Raw genomic sequence first — 26405 nt, 5'->3', positions numbered from 1 at the left:
GCAGGGGCGGTTCATGACTCAGCCGGCGTCGAACCGCAGTGGCAGTGGTGCTCGCTGTCGGCGTGCCCGGTGGTGCCAAGGTCGTCGTCACGGCCGGCGGCGAGGCGTGACCATTGCGATGTGGGTCGGCCGTCGAGGCGGAACTGGTCGCCGTCGGTCCGGAAACGCTGGGGCCAGCCTTCCGGCGAGTTCTCCCAGTCTTCTTGGCGGCCGTAGACGGTCATGTCTAGCAGCCCGTACGAGGGTGCCATCGCCTCGCAGCCGCGCCCGGTGGTCCAGTAGGTCTCGAACACACGGTCGCCCTGGCGTAGGTAGCACGCCTTCATGCCGAACGCGCGCCCGGCGACGAGCGGGTCGAGCGACTGCGCGGGCACGGAGTACCAGGGCGCCTGCCAGCCCATGAAGTCGCGGTAGCGCGACGACTCCTCGAACGGCAGCGCGGACATCCGCAAATGTCCCCGTTCTCAGGTGCGGGCTAACCGCCGAGGATACGGTGTCGGTGCGCAGAGTATGCGCCGTTCCGACCGTGGGAAGGGTTAGCTCATGACAGAACGTGCGCCCTACATGGACTACGCCAACCTGCCGAATCCCACCGAGGGCTTCGTGGTGACCATGTCCATCACCGTTCGCAGCATCGCGCGGTCACGGGACTTCTACTCGCGCGTCCTTGGCGGCACCGTGGTCCTGGAGGAGAACCCGTGCGTCGTCAAGCTGGCCAACTCGTGGATCCTCATGAACCCCGGCGGTCCGCCCACGCCGGACAAGCCAGGCATCACGGTGGCTAACTACGAGCCCGGCGACACGACCTCGATCTTCCTGAACCTGCGGGTCGCTGACATCCAGGCCTGCTATGAGGAATGGAAGTCGGAGGGCGCGGAGTTCCTCACGCCGCCGATCGACCGCGAGGCGGAGATCCGCTGCTACATGCGCGACCCGGACGGCTACATGATCGAAGTCGGCCAGGCCACCGGCATCCAGCACGGCGTTTTCGCCAAAAAGCGCCCGGAGGACCTCCCAGGGTGAGCAACCGGCTGAGCCCTCTTCACGCTCAGCAGGAAGCTGTGCAGGTAGGACGTGTCGCTGGCCAGGCCGCGCAACGGGACGGGGCGGGACCACGCATCAGGTGGGACGCGAGTGTCAGCAGGTCCCGGGACACGCCAGCGCCAGACGGCGCCAGACGGCATCCCGTTGCCGAATTCCGCTCTATCAGATCAAGGCGGCCCACAAAGCGGGCCGCGCCGGCCCGGCCCCGGCCTGCTGGCGACCTCCGGCCGGCATCGGCCGGGCCGGCCGGCCACGCTTGGGACGACCAGGACCCTGAAGACCTGTTGAGTCGGCCTGGGGCGCGGTGCCGATGTTGCCACTGGTCCGTTTCCCCAGGCCGCTCGCCGAGTGAAGTAGGCCGCCGGCGAGGTGCCCGTGGTGTGGGTCCTTTTCCGTCGGCCCCTTCCCGAACCGTGCTGGACGATTTCTCGTCACACGGCTCTCCAGTGGTCAGTTCCGGGTGGGTGCGGTTGTCCTTCCGGCGTGGATGTCCTCGTGGCAGGCCCGGCAGATAACGAGGGTTTTGCGGCGCCGTTTGGCCATGAGGTGCACCCATGCTGGCTTGTCGGGTCGGTCGTGACGGTTGAGGTCGGCGAGTTTGCGGACGTGGTGAACCTCGATGTTCGTCCGGGATTTGCAGATCTCGCAGCAGCCGGCGAGGAGCCGGTGGATCAGTTCGTTTCGCTTCGTGCTGGCCATGATCGGTGACAGGTCGGTGAGGACGGCTGTGCGTTGGCGTTTGAGCGGGATCCCGCCGAAGCGGGCGACCAGTGGTTTCCTGCCCCGGTCCCGATCGACGGTGACCTGGAAACAGGTCCGTTTTCCGTCGGTGGTGTCGATGACCGTCTTGTACTTGCGGGCCATCTTGGTGACGGTGGACTTGTGTTTACCTGCGAGGGTTTTGAGCATCGAGGTCTCCATGACCCAACGCAGGCGCTCCAGGCGGAACACGTCCTGGGCGAGGAGGTAGTACTGGACCAGCCCCCGGTACTCGGCCTGATACTTCGCGACGATGGTGAAGTCCTGGTCGTGAAGCAGCGAACCGCGTTGAGCCGGTTTACCTTCGCGCATATAGTTCACGCACTTCTGCCTGATGACGTCCCTGGGCACGAACAACCCGATCGCGGCGTTGACGGAGCGTTGACCGCGACGGTCGAGCTTGTTGTCGGCTCGTTGGGTTCGGATTTCGTAACCGAGAAACCGCGCCGGCTGGCTGGCGGCGTGGGTGATCAACGTTTTGGACTGGGACAGTTCCAGCTTCATATCCTCGCGCAGGAACGTCGCGATCCGTGACTTGATCTGCTCGGCTTCGTGCCTGGGCCCGGCGAATCCCAGCAGCCAATCGTCGGCATAGCGCACATACCGCAGGCGCCGATAGCCGGGATCGTTCGGGTCCTGGCTGGGCAGGGTCCGGCGTTGACGCCGAAGCGCCTTCACCGCAGCCCGGTCACCATGCCGTCTGGCCTTCGCGATCGCGTGATCGACAACCTGATATTCGGTGTTGCGCCGTCGAAGACGGCCTCGGTTGTACTCAGGCAGCAAAGACTGCTCGACGAACCGGTCCAACCGGTCCAGGTAAATGTTGGACAAGACCGGGGATGCGACGCCACCTTGCGGCGCACCGCTGAGCGTGGCATGCCACCGCCAATCCTCCAGGTACCCGGCCGTGAGCATGTTGGACACCAGCCGCAGAAACCGTCCATCGTGGATCTTTTCCGCCAGGATCGACGCCATGATCGTGTGATCAAGTGACCCGAAACAGTCAGAGATGTCTCCCTCGATGAACCAATGCGTTCCCTTCCAGACCGACACCACCTCATCCAACGCGGTGTGGCAGCCGCGGCCCGGACGGAACCCGTGGGAGCGGTCGGAGAACCGGACGTCGTAGTACGCCTCCAACAGCAGACGCACCACTTCGGCGACCAGCTTGTCCGACCAGGTAGGCAAACCCAGCGGGCGTAGCTTCCCGTTCTTCTTTGGGGTGAACACGCGCTTGACCGGCCGCCACCGGTAGCGTTCACGACGCAGCACGTCGATGATCGCCCCGATTTTGGCTTGGGACATACCGTCCACGGTCTCCGACGTGGCCCCGGGCGTCATCGACCCCTTGTTGGCGTAGATGCGTCCGTAGGCCAGCAGGAACAACTGCGGGTTGAACAACTGTCGATACAGTCTTTCCAGCGGCAGGCCGCGCCTACCGCGTTCCCGGATGACGTTCAGCACCGTTGCGGCGCTCTGCATTACGCATACCTCGCTTCGCTGAACATCGTGATCACCTGTGTCCCTTCGCCAGGGGCAAAGCAAAGTCAGGTGATCATGTGGACGTGCTGCTCAGCGGCGGTTTCGCTGTCTGAGGCCGGTTCATAGACGCGGCCTTCCTAAGTGGATGATGAAGGTTCTCTACGCCAGCATCGTCTGCAAAGAAAGGCCGCTCGTGGCAGTCTCCCATGCCTTGACCGCTTGCGTCACTGACAGCGGCGCTGACATCGACGTTTCCGACGTGACCGCGTTGTACGAGGTGTTCTCCCAGGTCAGCGACCCACGCAAGCCTCGGGGAGTGCGTCACGGGCTGCCGGCGGCGTTGACCATGTTGGCGTTGGCGGTGCTCTGCGGAGCCCGCAACTTCCGCCAGGCCGCCGACCGGGTCGCCGAGCTGCCCGCGCTGCTGCTGGCCGCCGCGGGCGCCCGCGTGGACCCCCGCCACGGCCGGCGGATACCGCCCAGTCGGGACACCCTGCGCCGTGTGGCCGAGACGATCGACGCCGCCGCCACCGACCGCCTGCTGTGTCAGTGGATCGCCACCCGCATCCCACCCACCGACGGCGGGCGGCCTGGCCTGGCCTTGGACGGCAAGACCGTACGGGCCTCCCACGACGGCGACCCCGCCAACAACGTGAGACTGTTCTCCGCGATGCGCCACGACACCGCCGTCGTGATCGCTCAACTCCGGGTGCCCGACGACACCACCGAGGTCACCCAGGTCCAAGCGTTGCTGGACCCGGTCGAGATCGCCGGCGCGGTGATCACCGCCGACGCCGCGCACCCCTCGACCGACACCGCCACCTACCTGCACCACCGCGGCGCCGGTTACGTGTTCACCGTCAAGGGCAACAGACCCGCCCTCCTCGCGGCGATCTGGCAGCGCCTACCCGCCGCGACCAGCGACAGCGCCGCCCACACTCACCGCAAACACCGCTCGGGACTCATCATCGAGCGTCGGATCTGGACCGCCGACGCCGCCGGCATCGAGTTCCCCGCCGCCGCGCAGGTCTTCCGGATCCGCCGCGACACCTACGACCTGACCGGCCAACGCCTGCACAAGGACATCGTCCACGGGATCACCAACCTGGACGCCCAGGCCACCACAGCCGCAGAAATCGCCGACTACACCCGCCGACACTGGGGCATCGAAAACAAGATCCACTGGGTCCGGGACGTCCTCTTCGCCGAAGACCACCACCATGCCTGGCTCGGTGCCGCCGCCCACACCATGGCCCTGTTCCGCAACCTCGCCATCGGACTGATCCGCCTCGCCGGCCACTCCAAGATCAAACAGGTCCTGGAGCGACTCCACGGCAACAAACTGCTGATCCTGCCACTACTCGCCGCATCCCGAACATGATCAACTGACTTTGCTTTACCTCTGGTCCCTTCGCCCTGCGGTCCGGCTTTCCCGGCCTCCCTGGCAGGTCGTTACTCCTGCGACTACTACGGACACTCCGTCGCCATAGGACTCGCGTCCCGTAGGCGATCCCGTGGTACGTCTTCGTCGTACGTATCTAGCGCGACGTAGGCCGCCCACTCATCCCCTTACCCGCCCTCGTTGGGCGGTGCCCGACGCCGTGGAGTTGCACCAGCCTCACGGGTTCATGCCGGCGCACGGCGTGGCATCGGTTTCAGGCGTCGTTTCCGATGGATGCGCACTTTCATCACTGGGGATTGGGCTTCAAGCAATCCAGCCTTGGCCATATCGCACGGGTCCCGCGACGCCACGCCCCTGACGCCTGGGCACGCCCGTCGCTTTCCTGACATGCTCTTGTTCCCTTCACCTTTCGGATCCAGGTAAGCCATCAGACCCAGGAACAGTTCTCCAAGTTCCTCCCAACTGAGCTGGGGATACAACGAAGCGCCTCACGGCGCACACCCGCCGTGCGACTCTCGCCGCAACGGGCTCTCCACGGATTCTACCGCCGGGCGGGGTTGTCAGGTCGCTGCCCAGGGTTTGGGGATCTTGTTGCCTCGGTAGTGGTAGCGGGTGACCGCGACCTTGCCGAGATCGAACAGGGTTATCCCGTCCGCCGTGATCGGCCGCCATGTCCCGTCGGGTCTGGCCAGCCATCGGCGGACGTCCTTCCAGCTCCACCGGTGCAGGGTTTTCAGCCCCAACGGTCACCCTCGGCGAACCGTAGGCGCCACCGGAGTCGGCGTGGACCGCCTGGATCTGCTCCGCGAGAGCGTCCTCGGCGGCAGCGCGTTGCTGCCGGGCCGGCTCACTGGCGGTCCATCGGTAGAACCCGGACCGGGACACGGCCAGGACCCGGCACAGCCGCTTGACGCCCCAGGTGGCGCGGTGGGTGGAGATGAACCGGAAGCGGCTGGTCACCGATCCATCTCCTTCGCGAGATACGCGGCTGCCTTCCGCAGGATCTCCTTCTCCTGCCGCAGCTCAGCGACCTCACGCCGCAGCCGGGCGATCTCGGCGTCCTTGTCCGCCACCGACAGCCCATCGCCCGCTGACACCGCACCGGCCGCCCCGGTCTGTCGATCTTGCTTGCGGACCCAGTTCCGCAGCGTCTCGTGACTCATCCCAAGCTCACGAGCGACCTGGTTAATCGGCCGGCCCGACGAACGGACCAGGTCGACCGCGTCGCGCCGAAACTCTTCCGTGTACTTCGATGGACGCCCCAACGGGGACACCCCTTCCTCTGGACCAACGTCCAGTCTCAGGGTGTCCACATCCCAGGGGGGAAGCCCAAAGCGACAGTCGACGGAGTTTCACCCATCAACTGAAGCCGCGGTGTAACCCATCAAGCGGAGTCGAACAGCCGGCTGCCGGCGATGTCGGGTCTCAGGACCTGCGTGACAGAACAGTCTCAAGACATGGGTGACACTTCCGGCTAGGAACGTGCTGAATTTCGGTGTTCCTCGGGGTATGCCCTGCGTGGATGCTTGGTCGGGTTGCCAGCGGCTGGAAAGCGGTCGGGTCGAGGTGGTGACGTTGTCGGGGGTCTGGGCGTTGGTGGACTGGTGGATGAGGTCGTGCTGGTGTCTTTCGGCTCTGGTGTTAGCCGGTTCAGCAGGTGGTCAGGGCCCATCCGTTGGTGTAGTGCAGGCCGCGGTTGATCAGGTTGCGGAGGTTGAGCGCTGCGGTGCGTCGTTTGAGCCAGGCGTTGTTGGGTTCCACGCCGCGGTAGCGCAGTTTCAGCCGGCGTCCGCCGCGGCTGGCGACCTGCGCGATGACCCGTTCGATGTTGGGCCGGTGCCGGCGGTACCGCTCCCGCAGGGTCGGGTCGGTTGTCCAGTCCCGGCGGGCTTGGCGCAGCAGGGCGTCGTGTTCGTGCAGCACGATCTTGCGGCCGGTCTTGGATTTGGTGCACCGGTCCCGCAGCGGGCAGGTACGGCACAGCGCGCCGAAGGCGGCGGTGCGGGTGGTCGGGCTGATCGGCCGGGTGTGCCCGGCCGGGCAGGTGACCGTCTGGCCGTCCTCGTCCACGGCGAAGTCGTCGATGGTGAACCCGCCGGCGACCGGGGACTGCACCGGCTTGGGTTTGATGATCGCGGTGTGGCCGGCCTGGCCGAGGGCATCGCGTAGGTCCCCGGTGCCGTAGGCGGAATCGCCGTACCATTCCCGGCCGGGCACGTCCTCGGCGTCACTGTGCTCCGCGCCGCTGGCGGTGTGGGTGCCGACTGCACTGGTGGTGTTGGGTCCGCCGTCGCCGTCGCCGTCGCCGTCGCCGTCGCCGTCGCCGTCGCTGGTGGCGAGGTCGTTGGCGAGGAACCGGGCCGCCACGGCCGGATCGGAGTTGTCGCTACCGGCGGCTTTGGTCAACTGCTCGTCGGTGACGATGCCGGTATCCGGGTCGGCGGCCACGTGGGCGCGGTAGCCGTCGCGGCGAGCCTCAGGCGATTTGCGGGTGTGCCGGGCCTCGGGGTCCACGGTGGAGACGATCCGGTCCTCGGCCACCTTACGGGCGATGCGCCACCGCCCGTCGGTGCCGTCGGAGCCCTCGGCCGGTTCCACGTCTTGGCCGGCCACCAACGCCAGCAGCGCGAGGGCCTGCGCGGCCGGCTCGTCCAGCGTCGCCCCGGCCAGCGCGCCGAGCAGGGCGGTGGCGTCGTTGACCAGCGCCGAAACGAGGGCGTCCTTGGCCGTCGGGTCGTCCCAGTCGATGTCCGGCTTACCCGGCCGGGTGTAGTCATGCCCGGTACACGCCGCCGCGACCTGCTCCGCGGCGCCGGGCACCACCCGGGCCACCCGGCGGATCTGGCTGATCAACTGGGTGATGGTGTCCTGGGTAGCCACCGCGTCGGCCAGGATCGTGGAATCCACCGCCCGGCGACGCCGTCCCCGCAGCACCCCGGTCGCCTCGACCACCTGCCGGACCGCGTCAGTGATCCGGTGTGGGCGATCCGAACGGGCCAGCCGGCGCCGCCAGTACGTCAACGTCGAGGGGTGGAACCCCTTGTCGTCCAACGCCAACCCGCAGGCCACCTTCCACCGCAGGTCACACCGGGCGGCCTCGGCGGTCTCCGCATCCGAGTAGTCCAACAGCGTCTGCAACGTCAGGATCGACGCCGCCACCGGCGCCGGGATCGACGGGCGGCCCTTGGCCGACGGGAACAGATCCGCGAACAACTCGTCCGGGAACACCCGACCCCGATGCTCGGCCAGGAACGCATACGTACTGCCCGCCGGCACCAGATGCCCCACCAGGGCCGCCGCGTCCAGCAACTCCCGGTCAGCACGCTCCACACCCTGCACGCAAAGATTATCTCACATCAATACAAACAGGTACAGAAGCCACGCCATAACTCAGCGCGTTCCTAGCCGGGTGGTGACGGCGGCTCGGGCGGGCGTCTGCGGGCGCGGGCTGCGTCGGATATGGCGATCCCGGTCAGGACGAGGGCAGCAGCGGCGGCGACCACGACTGGCGGCAGGGGGAGCATCGCCGGTGTCAGGGCGGCCAGCGCAAGGACGCCGATCGGTCGGGACCGGGACACGCGGCCGAATACCGCGTGCTCGAAGCGGGCGCGCCCGGCCAGGTACAGCGCGGGTCCGCCGAGGATGACGGCGATCCAGGCCGGTGGGGTGTGCCCGAGTGGATGGGCGATGACAAGTTCGTCGCCGACGGCGGCAACGACCACGCCGGCCACCATCACCAGGTGGGCGTATGACGCCGATCGGGCGAGGCGGACCGGGTCGGCAGACACGGCAATCGCTTCCGCCAGGACTTGCCCAGCGCGGTAGATGTAGATCCGCCACAGCAGCACGGTGGTCGCGATCGACACTGCGAACGCGGCGGCCCCGTCCGGCGCGAAGCCGCTGCTGCTCAGCGCCAGTCCGGTAACCACGATCAGCTCGCCGAGCGCGATGATGAAGAACTGCCGGTAGCGCTCGGCCAGGTGCTCGCCCGAGATCACAAGGTCTTGGCTGGGCGTTCGGCCCGCCCCCGGGGTGGGGAAGCCGATTCTGCCTGCCGTGTGGTCAAGGACCACCGCGAGTGCCCACAACGCGCCACGCGCCGTACCGGGCATGAGCGCCCCCGCGATCCACGGCAGCGCCGACAGGCCGTACCAGAACAGCCCGCGCACGCCGGTGCGCTGCAGCTCGTGGCCACGCAGAACGGCCACGAGGACGAGCCCGCGGCCGAGCTGGACGGCGACGTAGGCGCCCGCGAAGATCAGGCCCGTGTCGCCGAATGCCTCGGGCACCGCGGCCGCCATCACCAGGCTGCCGACCATGGTCGCGATGACCAGCGCCTGGATTACCGGTCGTTGCGGGTCCGTCCGGTCGGTTAGCCACGCGGTGCTGGACCAGACCCACCACATGGCCCCCAACAGCACCAGCGTCCGGAAGGCGCCGCTCCACCCGAGATCCTCGGCCAAGCCGCGCGAGAGCTGAGCGAGCGCGAGGACAAACACCAGGTCGAAGAAGAGTTCCAGGAACGTAGCCCGCTGTGGATCCCCGGCTTTCCGCACCAGCTCGGCCGCCCTGCTCGTCGTCATCGGATCGCCCGTTCTGCCAGCTCTGCTCCAGGTTTGGGGGCATTCTGACATACGGCAGCGGCGGTGACCGCGGACGTGCTGCCGTGGACCGGATCGAGCGACCCGCGTTACACGGACGGGCGACGGTCGAGGCCGATGAGTTCCTTCCATCCGTCGCCGCGGGTTCGGATTAGCTCGTCGACCTTGGCCAAGCGTCGGCCGGTGCTACAGAGGGCGGAGTGTCACCCAGGTCCTGATACCGATATGTCACGCAGGTCCTGAGCTTGGCGTTTAACCTGCCGGCCCGATTAGCTGCGGGTTTGACTCGGGATCGATCTGTGCACTGTGGACAGCGGGCGGCCTTGGCGTGATCATGGATGTTGCTGAAGACATCAATGATCGACACCAAGGCCGTGAGGATGAGTGTGCTGGATGACGCTGCCCGCGTCGAGGCTTTAGCGGTGCTGTCCACGTTCCGGACCGAGTTCTACCGCTGTCTGACCGCCCGCGCTGACGTCCTGTTCGAGGTGACTGACGCGCTGCTGTGCACGGACGGGCCGGTCAGGTCGCTGGTTGATCTGGTGCTGGCGCCCGAGCACCGCCGCGGTCACGGCGGCATGTACGACGGGTTGAACTGCGGACGCGTCGACGTGGCGCGGCTGCGCCGCGCCGTGGCGGGCCTGCCGGTGCCGCGGGCCGCCGACGGGCGGATCGTTCTCGCTGTCGACGTCAGTCCGTGGCTGCGCTCCGACGCCCAGACCAGCCCGGACCGGCTGTTCTGCCACGTCTACGGCCGCGGCAAGGGCCAGTCGCAGCTGATCCCGGGCTGGCCGTACTCATTCGTCGCGGCCCTCGAAGCCGGCCGGACCTCGTGGACGGCGATCCTCGACGCCGTCCGGCTCGGACCGGCCGACGACGCGGCCGCCGTCACCGCCGGGCAGCTACGCGCCGTCGTGCAACGCCTCATCGCGGCCGGCCACCACACGCCGGGCGATCGGCGGATCCTGATCGTGTGCGACGCCGGCTACGACGTCCCCCGCCTGGCGTTCCTCCTCGCCGACCTGCCCGTGGACCTGCTCGGGCGGCTGCGCTCGGACCGGGTGATGGCACTGCCACCGCCCCCACGGCTACCCGGGACGACCGGCCGGCCACCCAAACACGGCCCCGAACTGGCCCTCGCCGACCCTGACACCTGGCCGGCGCCGCACACCGTCACCACCACGCAGACCGCCCGCTACGGCACCGCCACCGCGACCGCCTGGGACCGGGTCCACCCACGGCTGACCCGCCGCACCTGCTGGCTCGACCACCAGGGCGACCTACCGATCATCGAAGGCACCCTGATCCGGCTGCAGGTCGACCACCTGCCAGGCGATCGCCACCCGAAACCGGTCTGGCTGTGGACCTCCATCACCGCGGCCACCGCCGCGGACGTGGACCGCAGTTGGCAGTCCTACCTGCGCAGATTCGACCTCGAACACACCTTCCGGCTGCTCAAACAGACGCTGGGCTGGACCCGGCCCAAGATCCGCACACCCGAGACGGCTGACCGGTGGACCTGGCTGGTCATCGCCTGCCACACCCAGCTACGCCTCGCCCGCGGTCTCGCCGAAGATCTCCGCCGGCCCTGGGAGCGACCCGCCGACCCGGACCGGCTCACCCCAGCCCGGGTCCGCCGCGGGTTTCGCCACATCCACCCGAAGACCACCCACCCCGCCAGCGCGCCGAAACCCGGCAAGGCCGGACCCGGACGCCCCCGAGGATCGAAGAACCGGCAACCCGCGCCCAGCTACGACGTCGGGAAGACCGTGAAACGCGCCCTGTCCATCACCGAACGACGAAAGCAGACGGGTTAAACGCCAAGCTGAGACCGGACAGCTAGCTGCTGGCTAGCTGCCGGCCAGGTGGTTAGAACTTGCTGTACGTCTTCAAGCTGCGCTGAACGGGCCGCAGGCCCCGCCTGGGCGCGCCGGCCGCTGCCGCTCGTCAGCCGTCACGACTGACGCCCGGCGGATGCGCAAGGTTGCCGTTGGCGAGGTCGACCGCACTGGCCACCGGACCCGCCGCATCAAGGGCGAGTCGGTCCCCATCGGCTCCGCTTGGGCCACCCTTGCTGGCACCGCCATGGGGACGCCCAAGACCTGCCGTGGCTCGGTGCCCACCCACTCACGACCGCCTACAACGGCTCACGGCCGCTCACACGGCGACCCTGGGCACTCGAGCGGCGTGTGGTAGGGAGAGCGACGCCTCGGCACACCGACGCTCGCAGGTGGGTAGCGCACGACGAAACGGTACGCCCAGGTGGTGAAGCGGCTCTCGCCACGGAACGTCGCCAGCTTGGCGAGGATCGCCACCATCGCGTCGGACGCTGCCTGGTGGGCGACGTCGGTCAACGCGGGCCCGGTCACCGGGGAGCGCGTCGCGCGCCGGCCCACCTCCCGCAACGCCACGCGCACCAGCATCCCGTGCAGCCGATCGAATGCCACGTCTCGCGGCACCGGTCTCGGAGAGAGCCCGCACCCATCCGGCTGACTCCTCGTCCAGGCCGACCACCTCGGCCCCGGGCCGGCGCGCGGACCCGGGGTCCGCGCGCCGGAGGTGTCAGACGGTCGCCCGCTTCGGGACCTTCCACCCGGGGCGGGGGAAGTGGCAGGTGTAACCGTTGGGGTAGGTCTGCAGGTAGTTCTGGTGCTCGGGCTGAGGTTCCCAGAAGTCGCCTGCCGGGGTGACCTCGGTGACGACCTTACCGGGCCACAGGCCTGAGGCATCGACGTCGGCGATCGTGTCCTCGGCGACCCGCTTCTGCTCGTCGCTGGTGTAGAAGATCGCCGAGCGGTAGCTGGTGCCGATGTCGTTGCCCAGGCGGTTCTTCGTCGAGGAGTCGTGGATCTGGAAGAAGAACTCAAGCAGCGCGCGGAAGTCGGTCTTATCGGGGTCGTAGACGACCTCCATGGACTCCGCGTGGGTGCCGTGCTTGCGGTAGGTGGCGTTCGGGACGTCGCCGCCGCTGTAGCCGGCGCGCGTGGACACGACGCCGGGCTGGTGGCGGAACAGCGATTCGGTGGGGAAGGAACAACTGTCATGAGTGAGAGTTTCGAGGGCCGTAAGGTCGTGGTCGTCGGCGGCAGCAGCGGCATGGGCCTCGCCACGGCCCACCAAGTCGTCGCCGGGGGCGGCACCGCCGTGATCACGGGCCGAGACCAGGACAAGGTCGGGTCCGCGGTCGAAGCCTTGTCGCAGAACGGAAAGGCATGGGGCATCACAGCCGAGCTGACCGACCGCGACCAGGTGCCCGAGGTCCGAAAGCAGCTCGCCGCCGAGCACGCCGACGCGACCCTGCTCGTCAACGCCGCGGGTTTCTTCATCCCGAAGGCGTTCAGCGAGTACGATGAAGCCTTCTACGACTCGTACAACGAACTGAACCGCGCGCTGTTCTTCATAACGCAGACCGTCGTCGCGGGCATGGTCGCCGGGGGTCAGGGCGGCGCCATCGTCAACATCGGCTCGATGTGGGCGCACCAGGGCATCGCGGCGACGCCGCACTCCGGCTACTCCGTGCAGAAGGGCGGCCTGCACTCGTTCACTAAGGCGCTCGCGATCGAGCTGGCGCCGCACAGCATCCGGGTCAACGCGGTCGCGCCCGCGGTCGTGAAGACACCCCTGTACCTGCGCTTCGTCCCGGCGGACAAGCTCGATGAGACCGTCGGCAGCTTCGACAGCTTCCACCCGCTGGGGCGTGTCGGCAGCCCGGAGGACATCGCGAACGCGGTGTCGTTCCTGCTGTCGGACAAGTCGAGCTGGATGACCGGCGCCATCGTCGACGTCGACGGCGGCATCATGGCCGGCCGCAACTGACCCTCGAAACGTAACGCCGGGATCGCGCCGGTGGGGCCTCGACCCCGGCGCCGTCTTACCGACGACTTCGCTATCGCGCTCGTTCCTCGACACCCTCGCGCCACAACCGCTACCGATCAGCGTGGTAAGACGCCGAGGCCTGGCGCCGCTAATGCTGGTGAAACGAAATTTGCTCCTCGTGACCGTGCAAACGAGGACTGGATACAAGGAGGTACCGGATGAAGGCGATTGTGGTGACGGACGAGGCCGCGGGAACGGCCGGGATGACGCTGATGGAGCGGCCTGAGCCGGAACCGGCGCTGAACGACGTCGTCGTTCAGGTTCATGCGTCGGGATTCGTCCCGACTGAGATGGCGTGGCCCTCGACCTGGACCGATCGCCTCGGCCGCGACCGGACGCCGTCGATCCCTGGGCACGAGCTGGCCGGAGTGGTCACCGCTCTCGGCTATGGCACGACGGGACTGTCTGTGGGACAGCGGGTGTTCGGCCTCACGGACTGGACTCGCGACGGCACCCTGGCGGAGTATGTGGCAGTCGAGGCACGCAACCTCGCGCCGCTGCCCGCCGACGTCGACTTCACGGTGGGCGCGAGCCTGCCGATCTCGGGTTTGACCGCGTGGCAGGGACTGTTCGAGCACGGCCGCCTTCAGGCGGGGCAGAGCGTCCTCGTGCACGGCGCGGCCGGCGCAGTCGGTTCGATGGTGACGCAGCTCGCACGTGAGTTCGGCGCCTACGTCATCGGCACCGGACGGGCTGCCGACCGTCAGAAGGCGCTCGACTTCGGCGCGCAGGAGTTCGTCGACCTCGAGAACGACGTCCTCGAAGACGTCGGCGGAGTCGATCTGGTTTTCGATGTCATCGGCGGCGACATCGGGAAGCGGTCCGCAGGCCTGATTCGAGCCGGAGGAACGCTGGTGTCCGTCGTCGGGCCGCCCGAGGCGCGGCCCGCGGACGGCCTGGCGGTCGACTTCGTCGTCGTGTCCGATCGCGCCCAACTAGGTGAGATCGTCCGGCGGGTGCGGGACGGACGACTGCGGACGAACATCGGCAACGTCGCGACCCTCGACGACGCCGTCGCCGCCTTCAATCCGACCGAGCGGATCACCGGGAAGACGATCATCCGCGTTCGTCCGTAAGGACTCGGGGACAGCGAGCGGTCCTGCCCTCCTTGTGGATCAGCGTCAACGGCGTGGCCAGGTCGGGCGACTCGTACCGGAAGACGTCATCGGACTGGTCCGCTACCTGGGTGGGCACCCGGCGTAACCAGCTCCCGGCAGCCCGGAGGACATCACGAACGCGGTGTCGTTCCTGCTGTCGGACAAGTCGAGCTGGATGACCGGCGCCATCGCCGACGTCGAGCCGTACTCGGGCAGCGAGCGCACGTTGAAATACACATCGCCGCCGCTGGCGTACGCGTGGCCTCGGTCGATCAGCCGCTGGATCAGCTCGATCATCTGCGTGATGTGCCCGGTGGCGAGCGGCTCCACGGTCGGCGAGAAGCAGACCGAGCACGTCGTAAGCCCGCTCCATCTGGTGGATCACCCGCTGGCCGACCTGCCACCACGGGACGCCCTCCTCGGCGGCACGGACGATGATCTTGTCGTCGACGTCGGCGATGTTGCGCGCGAATACGACGTCGTACCCGGACCGCTCGAGCCACCGCCACAGCACGTCAAAGATCACCTTGCTGCGCGCATGCCCGATGTGCGGTGGCGCGTAGACGGTGTCGCCACACAGGTACACCGTCACCTTGGGCGAGTTGATCGGCTCGAAGCCGCGCACGCTGCGGGTTCCGGTGTCGTACAGGCGAAGACTCACGCGCGCAGGGGTAACGGGCTCAGGCGGTGAGGCCCGGGCCGCTCTCGGTGTCGCCGAGCCTGCCGGGCCTGCTGATTACGCGCCCACGACGTGCCGTACGACGTGTCCTCGCACGCCCGCGCCGCCGGACCGGGGGCGAGCGGCCGGAACGTCGATTGCATAGGCCGTGCCCGCCGTCCACACCTCGGGGATGGTGTTGGGCTCGTAAATTCGGTTCGGTGGCTGTGACGTGCGGCTTTGTGCGAGGTCGGCCCAATCAGGGCGGCGACGATCCAAGGTATGGCAGCCTCGCTGGTGTACCTGCTCCTGCGTCAGATCCTGCAGATGCTGACCCAGCTCGCCCGGGCCGGCGGCGCGAAGGACGTCGAACTCCTGGTCTTACGGCATCAGGTGGCGGTGCTGCGCCGGCAGGTGCACCGACCCGATCTCCAGCCCGCGGACCGGGTGGTGCTGGCGGCGTTGTCGCGGCTGCTGCCTCGGCAACACTCGGCGGCGTTCTTCGTCACCCCGGCGACCCTGCTGCGCTGGCATCGACAGCTGATCGCACGAGATTGGACCTACCCACACGCGCGACCCGGCCGGCCACCCACCGACCGCGAGATCCGGGAGCTGGTCCTGCGCCTGGCCGCGGAGAACCTGACCTGGGGGCATCGCCGGGTGCAGGGTGAGCTCGCTCGTCTGGGCTACCCGCTCGCGGCCAGCACGGTATGGAAGATCCTGCACCAGGCCGGCGTCGACCCGGCACCCCGCCGGACGGGACCGACCTGGAAGCAGTTCCTGACCGCTCAGGCGCACACCATCTTGGCCTGCGACTTCTTCACCGTCGACACCGTGCTCCTGAAACGGATCTACGTACTGTTCTTCATCGAGCTCGCCACGCGGCACGTCCACGTCGTCGGTGTCACCGCACACCCGACCGGCACCTGGGTCACTCAGCAAGCACGGAACCTGCTCATGAGCCTCGACCAGCGCGCCGACGGGCTCCGGTTCCTGCTCCGCGATCGCGACACGAAGTTCACCGCCGCCTTCGACACGGTCTTCACCGCAGCGGGCATCGACGTGATTCGAATACCGCCACAAGCGCCGAGGGCGAACGCCTACGCGAAACGGTGGGTCGGCACGGTACGGCGCGAGTGCACTGACCGGATGCTCCTCGTCGGCGAACGGCACCTGTCGAGCGTCCTGACCGAGTACAACGGCCACCGGCCACACCGATCACTCGGCCAGCGACCACCGAACCCGCCACCGCAGGTCGTTGACCTCAGCAGTGCTTGCGTCCAACGACGCCCGATCCTGGGCGGATTGATCAACGAATACTCGCAGGCAGCGTAGCCCGAATCTGATTTACGAGCCCGACAGGTTGTGCTCCCGGTCCGACGGCGTCGCGGGCTGGCCCATCAGGGCCGGGAACAGCGACCCGATGAGGATGGCGAGGTTGGCGCCGGTTTCCCGCGCGACCTGCCAGCAGTTCAACAGGTCCGGGGCACTGCGCAGGGCGAGGCGGCTACCGGTGGCGAGGCTTGCGCCACCTTGTAACCGATCGCGAGATGGAACATGTGCAGGTCGACGAGCACGTGTCCGCACGCCCGAAGCCCTTGTCGACTAGCAGGTACGAGCCACCCAGATAGAGCTGAAGGGACGTGGTGATCGCGAGCCTCGACCGGCCAGTCCTCCCCGACGCTAGCAGGTGTGAATCGGCACGTTCGATCGGCGAGTCCAGCGGAGGCGGCGTGGCTTCGTCGCACCACCGCGTCCGGGCACGGCTCATTCACCAGCCGGACCGCAGCCTCGCTGCCGCCGTCTACGGTTCCACCGCCGGAGCCTGATTGAATCAGAGCGGGAGGCCGGTCAGGACCAGCACCCGCTCGTATGTGTAGTCCTCCATCGCGTACCGCACGCCTTCCCGGCCGACGCCGGATTCCTTGACCCCGCCGTACGGCATCTGGTCCGCGCGGTAGCTTGGCACGTCGCCGATCACCACGCCCCCGACCTCCAGCTCCCGATGTGCGCGGAACGCCACCTGCAGATCCCGGGTGAAGACGCCGGCCTGTAGCCCGTAGCGGGAATCGTTGACCCGGGCGAACGCAGCGTCCACGCCGTCGACCGCCTCGATCACCAGGACCGGACCGAAGACCTCCTCGCAGGAGACCTTGGCGTCGGCCGGCACGTCGACGAGCACGGTGGGCGTGACCGTCGCGCCCTGTCGGGCCCCGCCGGTTAGCACCCTTGCGCCCGACGCCGCGGCCTCCTCGACCCAGCTCTGCACCCGCGTCGCGGCGGCCTCGTCGATGAGCGGGCCGACATCGGTCGTCTCGTCCCAGGGGTCGCCCGTGCGCTGCGCCTCGACGGCGGTGACGATGCGTTCGGCGAGCGTGTCGGCGACCGACCGGTCGACGATGACCCGCTGCACCGAGATGCAGGACTGGCCGGCCTGGTAGTTGGCGAAGGTGGCAATGCGGGTCGCCGCGAAGTCGAGGTCGGCCTCGCTCGACCAGTCGGGGCAGACGATCGCGGCGGCGTTGCCTCCGAGTTCGAGGGTCACGTGCTTGTGCGGCACGGACTCCCGGATGCTCCAGCCGACCGGGCCGGAGCCGGTGAACGAGACCACCGGCAAGCGCGGGTCGGCCACCAGCGCCGCGGTCTCCTCGTTGAGCAGGGGCAGCACGGACCACATGCCGGCCGGCAGGTCGCACTCGGCGAGCAGTTCGCCGAGCAGTAGCGCGGAGAGCGGGGTCTTCGGCGCCGGCTTGATGATGACCGGCGCGCCGACCGCGATCGCCGGGGCGACCTTGTGTGCCACCAGGTTGAGCGGGAAGTTGAACGGCGCGATCGCCAGCACCGGGCCGCGGGGGAAGCGCCGGGTGAGCGCGACGCGGCCGGCGGCGGCCCGATCCGTGTCCAGCCGTTGCAACTCACCCGACCAGCGCCGCGCCTCCTCGGCCGCCCATCGGAACGTGGAGACGGCCCGGGCCACCTCGCCGCGTGCCCACTTCACCGGCTTGCCGTTCTCGGCCGTGATCAGCCGCGCGACCTCGTCGCTGCGCTCGGCGAGGCGACGCGCGACGTGAGCCAACGCCTCGGCCCGGGCGAACGCGGGCAGCGTCGCGGCCTCGGCTGCGACCGCCTCCGCGGCCGCCACTGCCGACTCGACCAGCCCGTGCGTCGGGACCGCGACCGACGCCACCAGCCGCCCATCGTACGGGTGCCGCACCTCGAAGCTCCGCTCACCGGTGGCCGGCCGGCCGGCCACCCAGAACTCACGTACGTCGCTCATCGCCTCGCCATTTCTTGCCTTCAGGACTGTCGGGTGCCCAGCCGGATACGCGTGAACCAGGTGCGGAGATCCCGCCATCCCGATGTCCGCGACCATCGCGCCGGTCAGGACGGCAGGAACCGTCCTGACCGACGGCAATCGCGACGCTCGTTACGGTTGGGTGGTCTCTTCGATGAACTTGCCGAGCTCGGCATTCCACTCATCGCGGTCTTCGATGAATGCGACGTGACCGCTGTTTTCGAAGTAGGTCAGGCGGGCGCCGGGAACCTTTGCCGCTACTTCCTCCGACCAGCGAGGGTCCCAGATCTGGTCGTGGCGACCGGCGAAGACGCCGACCGGCACGGTGATCTTTGACAGGTCCGCCCGTAGGTCCTCGGCGATGAGGGCTTCGAAGCTGGTGACGCCGACGAATGCGGGCACCTTCCAGCCGATCTGGATGAACCAGTCCCGGGTCGCGGCGAGGTCGGTGCGGTGGAAGTTGTTGCCGTACAGGCCGGCGATGGTTTCGGTGCGGGCAGTGCGCACCGCGTCGATGAGACCCTGGACTTGGTCTTCCGGCGTGCCGTAGGGCGCGTCCGGCGCGGCGTAGAAGCGCGGTCCGCTGCCGGTGATGACCAGGCGGGTGACGGGGTCACCGACGGTGAGGGCGTACTTCAGTCCGATGTGTCCGCCCATCGACCAGCCGACCAGCGTGACGTCCTCGAGGTCGAGGCCGGTCATCAGTGCCTGCAGGTCGCGGCAGAACATGGCGTAGTCGTAGCGACCCCAAGGCTTGTCCGAATCGCCGTGACCGCGCAGGTCGACGGTAATGCACCGGTAACGGTCGGCGAGGTCGAGAACCTGCAGGTCCCAGGCGTCGCCGCTGCCGCCCCAGCCGTGCACGAAGACGATGGGTCGGCCGCTGCCGCGGTCCTGGTAGGCGATGTTGACACCGGGTTCGACTTCGAAGAAGGGCATGGCGCAGTCTCCTAAACGGCGAGGGTTCATGAGCCAGGTGGCGACCTGGAACTTCGCGCTGGAATCCCAGACCATCTGCAGGTGGTTGACGCTGGACGTTAAGGGCGGCGGTTACACCGCTGTTACGGCGGCGTGGAAGTCGTCGATGATCGCGGTCAGGTCGTCGGGTTCTTCGAACCAGCACAGGTGTCCGGCGCCGGGCAGTGTGACGAGCTGTGCGTGGGGGATGGCGGCGGCCAGTGGGCGGGCGTTGGCGTAGGGCACCACACGATCGGCGGTGCCGTGGATGACCAGCGTGGGCACGGCGACGTCGCGGGCGCGCACCCCAGTGGCGAGGTAGGCCGCGCACGCGTCGTACTGGGCCTGCCAGGACTCCGTCGGTGTCGGGTGGGCCAGGCGCGCTCGCAGGATCTCCTCGAACTGGTCGGCATGCCTGACGGTCCAGTCCGGCCGAAACGACAGCGGCATCGTGCGGCGGGCGAACTCGGCCGGGTCGTCGGCCGCCGCGGAGGCTGCCCACCGCCGCTGGGTCTCCTCCGGCACGCCGTGACTCGTCGGGCCGCCCGCGCTGGTGGCCATCAGGACCAGGGACCGGACCAGGTGGGGGTGGCGCAGGGCGACGGTGAGCGCGATGTAGCCGCCCATCGAGTAACCGATCAGATGTACGGGGGCGCCGATCTGAGCGATCACCGACGCGGCGTCCTCGGCGAGCAGCCGGATGCTGTAGGGGCCGGCGGGCTTGTCGGATCGGCCGCTGCCACGGTTGTCGAAGGTGACGAACCGGTTCCGGCGTGCTAGCCGGTCGCGCAGCGGTGCCCCCGCCCAGGTGGCGTATCCCAGGCCGTGGATGAGGACGGCGGTGGGCCCCTGGCCGCATGTCTCGACATGTATGCCTATGCCGTCGGCGGTGAACGTCCGCATGACGGTGACCGGATCGGTCGGCTGGGCCGGTGGCATTGATGGTGCTCCCCTCGAGCGGCTGCGGTCGGGGCACCGTAGAAACCGCCGGTTACCGGCCCGTTACCGCGAGAAGGGGCAGGTCACGGGCGGTAGAGGCGAGCGTTGTAACAAGGGGGTAACAGCGTTCGTGAGGATCGTCGAGTCAGGCCAGGCGTCTGGCAGGCTGGCCTGCCAGGCGTGCCGACGGCACGCGCTCTGACCTGGGCGAGGGCACCACGAAAGGCCGGAGACGGCGATGACGTCCGAACGAGAGGCATCCGCAGCGGCGCCCGGTGAGACGACACTCGACCGGCTGCGGCTGACCGTGCCCCGCTCGCCGGGCCCGGAGGTCGCGCGTCCGCGGCTGGACCGTCTTATCGACTATGCCCTCACCCACCCGGTGGTGGTGGTGCAGGCCGACGCGGGCTACGGCAAGACCGCCTTCGCCCGCCGCGTGGCGCAGTTGAGGCCGACGGCGTGGTACAGCCTCACCTCCGGTGACCGGGACCTGTTCGTGCTGCTGACGCACCTGGCCGCCGCCCTCGACACCGTCGCACCCGGCCTGCTGTCGCGACTGGCAGCGCAGTGGCAGGCGCCCGGCGGCGTCGCGGCTCGCTGGCCGGCGCTGGTCGACGCGCTCGCCGACGCGGCCGATGAGCTGCTCACCGGCGATGCGGTCTGCGTCCTGGACGACTATCACCTCATTGACGGCACCTCGGCGGCCGATGCCCTGGCTCGCTTCATCGACCGCCTGCCGGCACATCTGCACCTGCTGATCACCAGCCAGGTGCGCCCGACCCTGCCCGGGTTGAGCCGCTGGCATGCGCACGGCTGGGTCACCACGGTCGACCGCCGCGAATTGATCTTCCGTCCCGACGAGGTGCGTGACTACTACCAGTACCGTCACCGGCTTCCGCTGGCCGACGAGCAGGCGGCCCTGCTGGCCGAGTACACCGAGGGTTGGCCGATCGCCATGCACCTGGCCGCGCGGGTGCTGCACGAGTCCTGCAACGATTCGAGCGTCCCGCTGGCGCAGCGCCTGCACGAGCTGCCGGCAGGCTGGGAAGAGATCCACAGCTACCTGCGTGAGCATGTGCTCGACCGACACAGTCGCGCTACCCGCAATTTCCTGCTGGCCACCGCCGTGGTCGACCGTTTCGACCGGGATCTCTGCGCCGCGCTCCTCGACACTGACGCCGGCGCCCAACTCGACCAGGTGGCGCAGTGGGGGTTGTACTGCGTCGCCGACGGCAGCGGCGGCTACCGCTACCAGCACTGGTTCCGCGAATTCCTCCTGCGACAGGCCGATCCCGACGCGACCGTCGAGTACCACCGCCGGGCGGGCGCCCACTTCCGGCAGCGCGGCGAGGCACAGGCCGCGGCGCGGCACGCCCTCGCCGCCGGTGCGCACGACGACGCGGCCGCAGACCTCGCGACCCTGGGCGACGGTTTGATCTACACCGGCCGCTATCAGACTCTGCTGGAGCTGTCCGACCGGCTTCCGCCAGGGGCGCGTTCTCGGCACCCGCGGCTACTGGTGGCCCGCAGCGACGCGCTGCGCTACACCAGTCGCTACCACACCGCCCTGACCGAAGCGCAGCGCGCAGCGGAGGCCGCCGCAGGCATCGGTGACCTGTTCGACGCCCATGTCGCCGAAGCCCTGGTACACCTGGACACCGTCGCGCCGAGCGCGGCCAACGCTCCGCTGCGCGCCGCCGGGCGGTTACTGCCCCACGTCGACGAGGACCGCCGGCGACGCTGGCACGCCCTCGCGGTCGAAAACCAGATCAACGAAGGCCGCCTGGACCGGGCCGCCTTCCACCGCAGCCGCCTCGCCGGCCACCTGCCGGGCCATGCCAGCATCCGGCTGGCGGTGCGCCGCGGTGACCTGGACGACACGCTGACGCTGTTGGACCGCGAGCCGCAACCGCCGGCCGAGCGGGTGCCGCGCTCGCACCGCGAAGACGACGCGCTGCGGGCCTGGGTGTACGCCCTGATGGGGCAGGCCGAGCAGGCGCAGGTGCACGCCCGTCTGGGAATCACCGCCGGCCGCGACCTGGCTTCACCGATCGTCGAATGTGTCTGCCTCGGAAGGCTCGGGCACGCGCAGTTGTGCGGGCCGCAGGCCGATACGGACACGGCGATCGGCAGCTTCACCGAGGCGTTGCACATCGCCGAACGTATCGAAGTCGCCAGGTTCCGCGCCGAGTCGCTGATCGGGTTGTGCTTCGCGCATGGCCGGGCGGGTGACTTTGCACCAGTCTGGCGGCACGGTTGTGAAGCGCTGGAGATCCTGCAGCACGCCGGTGACCGCTACCTGACCGCCTTCGCCCGCCTCGCCATCGGGGCCGGGGCCGAACTTGTCGCTCACCCCGACGCCGCCTCCTGGCTGAAGCAGGCCGTGCGGGAGGCGGCCGCCTGCGGCGACCGTTACATCACCACCACCGCGCGGCTGTGGCTGGCCCGCCACCATCTGCGCCGCGGTGATCGTGCCGCCTTCGCCGGCGCCGCGACGGCGGCATTGACCACCATGCGGGAACACGGAATGCAGTTCCTCCTCCTAGCCGCACCCTGGACCGGCATCCCGTCCACCGCCGACCGTCTGACGATCGCCCGGGCCGCCGCAGCCCTGCCCGAGGTCGGGGAATATGCCGGATACCTCGCGGCGCAGTTGGATGGCGTGCGGCCGGAGCCGGTTGCGCCGCCGCCCGCGACGGCCGGTCTGAGCATCCGCACGCTCGGCCGGTTCGCGGTCTTGCGCGATGGCCGCGACCTGGACGCCGCCGGTTGGGGCAGGCGCAAGGCCCGGGAGCTGCTGTGGCTGCTGTGCAGCCGGGACAGCAGGTCGATCGCCCGGGAAGAGGCGGTGGAGTTGCTGTGGCCCGGCCAGAATCTCGAACCCGGCGCCGTGCGCTTCCGCGTCGCGCTGCACGCGTTGCAGGAGGCCCTCGAACCCGACCGCCCAGCGCGGGCTGCCACCCGATTCGTGCATGCCACCGGCGAGCGCATCGTCCTCGACGACGCGGTCCGCGTTGACGCCGACGAGTTCCGCCGGCTCGCCGGACAACTGCGCCGCGAAGCCGACCCGGCGCACGCGGCTGCCCTCGCCGACCAGGCCCTGCACCTGTATCAGGGGCCGTTCCTGACCGACGCTCCGTACGCCGACTGGGCCGCACCTACCCGCGGCGAACTCGCCGGGATCTTCGCCGACCTCGTGCTGCGCGCGGCCACCCTGCACGCCGGCGTCGGGCAGGCGGCGCAGGCCATCCCGCTGTTGCGGCGGCTGCTGACCGACGACCCTTATCACGAGCAGGCATGGAGGCTGCTCGCCGCGGCCTATCTGGCCGAGGGGCGGCCGGCCGCCGCGCGCGAGGCCTACCAGGAATGCGCCGGCCGACTCTGGGACGATCTACGCGTACGGCCGGGATGGCAGCTGCATGACCTGGCCGCTCACACCCCAGCCGGCAGGAGCACCTGACGCGCGACCGCTCCCCCCGCCAGCCGGTCCAAAGCCTCGTTGACATCCCCCAACGCGAACACCGACCCGGCAAGGGCATCCACCGGCAGCATTCCCGCGCGGTACAGCTCGATGTAGCGCGGCACGTCACGACGCGGCACCGACGAGCCCATGTAGGAACCGAGCAACCGGCGCTCCTCAGCGACCAGACTCAACGCCGGCAACGACATGCGTGCCTCCGCACGCGGCAGACCGATACCAACCGTGGTACCGCCGCGGCGGGTCGCCGCATAGGCGGTGGCGAGCGCGTCAGGATGTCCAGCGGCTTCGAACGAGTAGTCGGTGCCACCACCGGACAGGTCGCGCACAGCGGTGACCATGTCGTCGACGGCGGCCAGTGCATGTGAGGCACCGAGTGAACGTGCCAGATCAAGCTTCGCGGTATCCAGATCGACCGCGATGATCGGATGACAGCCGGCGACCCGCGCGCCCATCACCGCAGCCAATCCGACCCCACCTAGTCCCACGACCAGCGCCGAGGAGCCAGGACGTGCGGCGGCGGTATTGAGCACTGCGCCTACCCCGGTCAGCAGCGCACAGCCGAACAGGCACGCCCGCGACATCGGCAGCTCCGCAGGTATGCGTACCAGCGACTCCTGCGCGCACACCGTGTATTCGGCGAACGCGGACACCCCCAGATGCTGGTGAACAGGCTCACCGCCCGGGCGCACGAAGACCCGCCGACCCGACAGCAGCGTGCCAGCCGTGTTGGCCGCCGCGCCGCGCTCGCACAATGCCGGCCGTCCCGACTGGCAGGGCACGCAGGCCCCGCACACCGGCACGAACGTGAACACGACATGGTCGTCAACTGCCACGTCCGTAACCCCGGCGCCGACCTCGACCACCACTCCTGCTGCCTCATGGCCGAGCACCATCGGCACCGGCCGCGGCCGTACGCCATCGACCACCGACAGGTCCGAGTGGCACAGTCCGGCCGACGCCACTTTCACCAGCACCTCACCGGGACCCGGTGGTAGCAAAGTCAAACCCTCCACCCGCAGCGGTCGGCTATGCGCATACGGCGCGGAAGCTGCTGTCGAGGTAAGGACAGCGGCGGCGACTTCCATGATCACTCCTCGTGGCTGGAACTGAAGTCGACCTTGACCAGCAGCCGTTACGGCGTCGTTACAGCGTCAGACGGGACGGCGAGCTGCCGCTGGACGACCATCAGCCATTGATTGAAGACCCTGCTGGCTCCCCGCATCCTCAGCCGCTGGGGGCAGCCTCCGCCACGGCCGGCCCGCCTCGCAACGGCTGCGGGCCTGCTGGCGGCCCTGTTCGAGGCCAAGCGGGTCAAGGCGCTGGACGACCCGGAGCTGCTCGCGACCTACCGGACCCTGATCGCGGAGTGTGGCGTGTCGATGAGACCTACGCCGAGGTCCAATGGGTGCGAACCGAGCCAGCAGCCCGTCGGATGGCGGACACAGTCTGGAGGGCGACAGCGCATGGGGTGGGCCGGTCGAGGCTGGAGGTGTCGGCACGTGGGAGGTGTGCGGTGGACCAGCTCATTCGGTTACGGCGGGAGCAGGTGCGGCAGTACGCGGCCGCCTCGCAGCGACTTGAAGAGTACAGCGACGCCCGAGCGGCCAACTTGGAAAGCAAGAGGCCGGGCGACCGGTGGTGGGCATGCAGGAGCAGCTCGAGGCCCGGGCCGGCTGCTGCTGGGCCTGTTCTGGGGAGCGGATTGGGAGCAACGGAGTGCACTGAACGGCACTGAACTGCACCCAACGGCGGTCAACTGCACCCAACGGCACCCGCCTCCACCTCCGGTTCTACGTTTGCCCTGCTCAGAGACGGTGCAGCGTCCCGTTTCACACCGAAGAGGTCGCTGGTTCGATCCCAGTATCGCCCACTGTAAATGTTTGCAGGTAGGAAGCCCGTCGCCGGAGTTGCCGGTAACGGGCTTCTTTGCTTGTGCCCCTTACCTTGGGAGCAGTTTGGGAGCAGCCGCGCTGGTGGCCGCAGACCGTCGCTGGCGGAGCCTCCGCCTGACAAAGATCGAGGTTAGTCGACTTCCCGCGGCAGGCGCTGCCGCCAACGACCGGGCCGCAGCCCCTGCCGTTCGTCGACGCGCTGCACCGGCACCGTTGATGTGGTCAGCGGCGTCCCGAACCCCCGCCACCCTGGTCAAGACCCCCAACGCCCGGGCCAAACCGATCGTGGAACGTGACTCATCCGCGGGACGCGCTGAACGTTGGTCGCACGTGCCGGCGACACACCGTGCTGCGGTGGGAGTTCGAGTCGGAGCCGGAGGCCCTGCGCATGGGCGATCGCCTGCTGCGCGCCGACACCACCGGACCGTGGCGGCGAACAGGGTCGCGCAGCGGAGGAACTGCGAAGCGAAGGCGGTGGCCTGTCGTTCCAGCAGCTGGCTGCCCGGTTCGGCCCTGTCCTCCAGCCTGGCCGGCCGGGCCCGCAAGTGGACCCGCGAGGATCTGAAACGCTGGTGGGCCGGCAACCGGCGCGTCACGGTGCCTGGGTGCCGGCCGGGTTGGGCTCGGGGATGCGGAGCCTTTCCAGCGCATGGCGCGCGAGTTCCCCGACAGCGGGGAGATGCGATGTGCAGGCCCGGAAGGTGCGCTGGATCTGGTGTGGTAGGCGGTGCTCCTCGGCGATGGTGATGGCAGCCTCGAGCGCCGCTTCGGCTTGGGATTTATCGGCGCGGGCCAAAAGCACTTCGCCGGTGGTGACGTGGAGGATCGCCTGCTGCGTCGGGCGGCGGGCAGGCACGTCCCCTAGCCGGGCGATGTCACACGACGGACGGGGACCCTGGCGATGCCTCCGGGTGGCATATGC

19 protein-coding genes and 4 pseudogenes are annotated in these 26405 nt (G+C 68.8%); 7 read left to right on the top strand and 16 right to left on the bottom strand.

Annotated features, from left to right (window positions below; all coding sequences use genetic code 11):
• Positions 1 to 11: 11 nt before the first annotated feature.
• On the bottom strand, positions 12 to 446 hold the full coding sequence (locus OG799_RS18145) for a DUF899 family protein (RefSeq protein WP_406036378.1): 435 nt from the start codon (positions 444 to 446) through the stop codon (positions 12 to 14).
• A 118-nt stretch (positions 447 to 564) separates the two neighbouring features.
• Between OG799_RS18145 and OG799_RS18140 the strand changes: the two genes are divergently transcribed.
• Entirely contained in the window at positions 565 to 1023 is a 459-nt protein-coding gene (locus OG799_RS18140; protein WP_406036377.1) for a VOC family protein, read from the top strand.
• A gap of 471 nt (positions 1024 to 1494) precedes the next feature.
• Here the strand turns inward: OG799_RS18140 and OG799_RS18135 are convergent, their stop codons facing one another.
• The gene (locus tag OG799_RS18135; protein WP_406036376.1) at positions 1495 to 3285 is read right to left on the bottom strand and encodes a reverse transcriptase domain-containing protein; all 1791 of its coding nucleotides are present in this window, start codon (positions 3283 to 3285) and stop codon (positions 1495 to 1497) included.
• A 259-nt stretch (positions 3286 to 3544) separates the two neighbouring features.
• Here OG799_RS18135 and OG799_RS18130 point away from each other — a divergent pair, with 259 nt between their 5' ends.
• Complete coding sequence (locus tag OG799_RS18130; protein WP_406036375.1) at positions 3545 to 4666, top strand: ISAs1 family transposase; 1122 nt, start codon at positions 3545 to 3547, stop codon at positions 4664 to 4666.
• Positions 4667 to 5247: 581 nt separating this feature from the next.
• Here OG799_RS18130 and OG799_RS18125 read toward each other — a convergent pair.
• From OG799_RS18125 to OG799_RS18105, 5 genes and pseudogenes are all read right to left on the bottom strand, one after another.
• Positions 5248 to 5430 (bottom strand): hypothetical protein, encoded by a 183-nt coding sequence (locus OG799_RS18125; protein WP_406036374.1) that lies wholly within the window; start codon positions 5428 to 5430, stop codon positions 5248 to 5250.
• Between the two features lie 213 nt (positions 5431 to 5643).
• Positions 5644 to 5952: a transposase gene (locus OG799_RS18120; RefSeq protein WP_406036373.1), complete on the bottom strand. Its 309-nt coding sequence runs from the start codon at positions 5950 to 5952 to the stop codon at positions 5644 to 5646.
• Between the two features lie 385 nt (positions 5953 to 6337).
• Positions 6338 to 6721 (bottom strand): annotated as a pseudogene (locus tag OG799_RS18115) (transposase); the annotation flags it as partial.
• Between the two features lie 306 nt (positions 6722 to 7027).
• Positions 7028 to 8026, bottom strand: a pseudogene (locus tag OG799_RS18110) (transposase); the annotation flags it as partial.
• A 62-nt stretch (positions 8027 to 8088) separates the two neighbouring features.
• A complete protein-coding gene (locus OG799_RS18105; protein ID WP_406036372.1) occupies positions 8089 to 9270 on the bottom strand; it encodes a low temperature requirement protein A in 1182 nt (393 codons plus the stop codon).
• A 398-nt stretch (positions 9271 to 9668) separates the two neighbouring features.
• Here OG799_RS18105 and OG799_RS18100 point away from each other — a divergent pair, with 398 nt between their 5' ends.
• Complete coding sequence (locus OG799_RS18100; RefSeq protein WP_406036371.1) at positions 9669 to 11105, top strand: NF041680 family putative transposase; 1437 nt, start codon at positions 9669 to 9671, stop codon at positions 11103 to 11105.
• Positions 11106 to 11435: 330 nt separating this feature from the next.
• Here the strand turns inward: OG799_RS18100 and OG799_RS18095 are convergent, their stop codons facing one another.
• Together OG799_RS18095 and msrA are read right to left on the bottom strand one after the other, a co-directional pair.
• Positions 11436 to 11735 carry a hypothetical protein gene (locus OG799_RS18095; protein WP_406036370.1) on the bottom strand — a complete coding sequence of 100 codons (300 nt, stop codon included), beginning with the start codon at positions 11733 to 11735 and terminating at the stop codon, positions 11436 to 11438.
• 115 nt (positions 11736 to 11850) lie between these two features.
• Positions 11851 to 12324: pseudogene (msrA, locus tag OG799_RS18090) on the bottom strand (peptide-methionine (S)-S-oxide reductase MsrA); the annotation flags it as partial.
• A 36-nt stretch (positions 12325 to 12360) separates the two neighbouring features.
• On the opposite strand from msrA, the gene OG799_RS18085 reads away from it, so the two are divergent.
• Together OG799_RS18085 and OG799_RS18080 are read left to right on the top strand one after the other, a co-directional pair.
• On the top strand, positions 12361 to 13104 hold the full coding sequence (locus tag OG799_RS18085) for an SDR family NAD(P)-dependent oxidoreductase (protein WP_406036369.1): 744 nt from the start codon (positions 12361 to 12363) through the stop codon (positions 13102 to 13104).
• A 218-nt stretch (positions 13105 to 13322) separates the two neighbouring features.
• Complete coding sequence (locus OG799_RS18080; RefSeq protein WP_406036368.1) at positions 13323 to 14240, top strand: NADP-dependent oxidoreductase; 918 nt, start codon at positions 13323 to 13325, stop codon at positions 14238 to 14240.
• A gap of 102 nt (positions 14241 to 14342) precedes the next feature.
• Here the strand turns inward: OG799_RS18080 and OG799_RS18075 are convergent, their stop codons facing one another.
• Positions 14343 to 14558: a hypothetical protein gene (locus OG799_RS18075; RefSeq protein ID WP_406046318.1), complete on the bottom strand. Its 216-nt coding sequence runs from the start codon at positions 14556 to 14558 to the stop codon at positions 14343 to 14345.
• Positions 14559 to 14661: 103 nt separating this feature from the next.
• Positions 14662 to 14847, bottom strand: a pseudogene (locus OG799_RS18070) (class I tRNA ligase family protein); the annotation flags it as partial.
• Positions 14848 to 15201: 354 nt separating this feature from the next.
• Here OG799_RS18070 and OG799_RS18065 point away from each other — a divergent pair.
• On the top strand, positions 15202 to 16254 hold the full coding sequence (locus OG799_RS18065) for an integrase core domain-containing protein (RefSeq protein WP_406036367.1): 1053 nt from the start codon (positions 15202 to 15204) through the stop codon (positions 16252 to 16254).
• Between the two features lie 499 nt (positions 16255 to 16753).
• Here the strand turns inward: OG799_RS18065 and OG799_RS18060 are convergent, their stop codons facing one another.
• From OG799_RS18060 to OG799_RS18050, 3 genes are all read right to left on the bottom strand, one after another.
• Entirely contained in the window at positions 16754 to 18196 is a 1443-nt protein-coding gene (locus OG799_RS18060; RefSeq protein ID WP_406036366.1) for an aldehyde dehydrogenase family protein, read from the bottom strand.
• Positions 18197 to 18346: 150 nt separating this feature from the next.
• Entirely contained in the window at positions 18347 to 19153 is an 807-nt protein-coding gene (locus OG799_RS18055; protein ID WP_406036365.1) for an alpha/beta fold hydrolase, read from the bottom strand.
• Between the two features lie 111 nt (positions 19154 to 19264).
• The gene (locus tag OG799_RS18050; RefSeq protein ID WP_406036364.1) at positions 19265 to 20074 is read right to left on the bottom strand and encodes an alpha/beta fold hydrolase; all 810 of its coding nucleotides are present in this window, start codon (positions 20072 to 20074) and stop codon (positions 19265 to 19267) included.
• 418 nt (positions 20075 to 20492) lie between these two features.
• Here OG799_RS18050 and OG799_RS18045 point away from each other — a divergent pair, with 418 nt between their 5' ends.
• Positions 20493 to 23570 carry a BTAD domain-containing putative transcriptional regulator gene (locus OG799_RS18045; protein ID WP_406036363.1) on the top strand — a complete coding sequence of 1026 codons (3078 nt, stop codon included), beginning with the start codon at positions 20493 to 20495 and terminating at the stop codon, positions 23568 to 23570.
• Here OG799_RS18045 and OG799_RS18040 read toward each other — a convergent pair.
• Both OG799_RS18040 and OG799_RS18035 read right to left on the bottom strand, forming a co-directional pair.
• Positions 23543 to 24676: a zinc-binding dehydrogenase gene (locus tag OG799_RS18040; protein WP_406036362.1), complete on the bottom strand. Its 1134-nt coding sequence runs from the start codon at positions 24674 to 24676 to the stop codon at positions 23543 to 23545. The genes OG799_RS18045 and OG799_RS18040 overlap by 28 nt on opposite strands.
• Positions 24677 to 26075: 1399 nt before the next feature.
• Positions 26076 to 26339: a hypothetical protein gene (locus OG799_RS18035; protein WP_406036361.1), complete on the bottom strand. Its 264-nt coding sequence runs from the start codon at positions 26337 to 26339 to the stop codon at positions 26076 to 26078.
• Positions 26340 to 26405: the final 66 nt, after the last annotated feature.

It is taken from the genome of Micromonospora sp. NBC_00898 (assembly GCF_045207895.1).
In the GTDB taxonomy this organism is placed as follows: domain Bacteria; phylum Actinomycetota; class Actinomycetes; order Mycobacteriales; family Micromonosporaceae; genus Micromonospora.
This window is presented reverse-complemented; position numbering and strand designations above follow the sequence as displayed.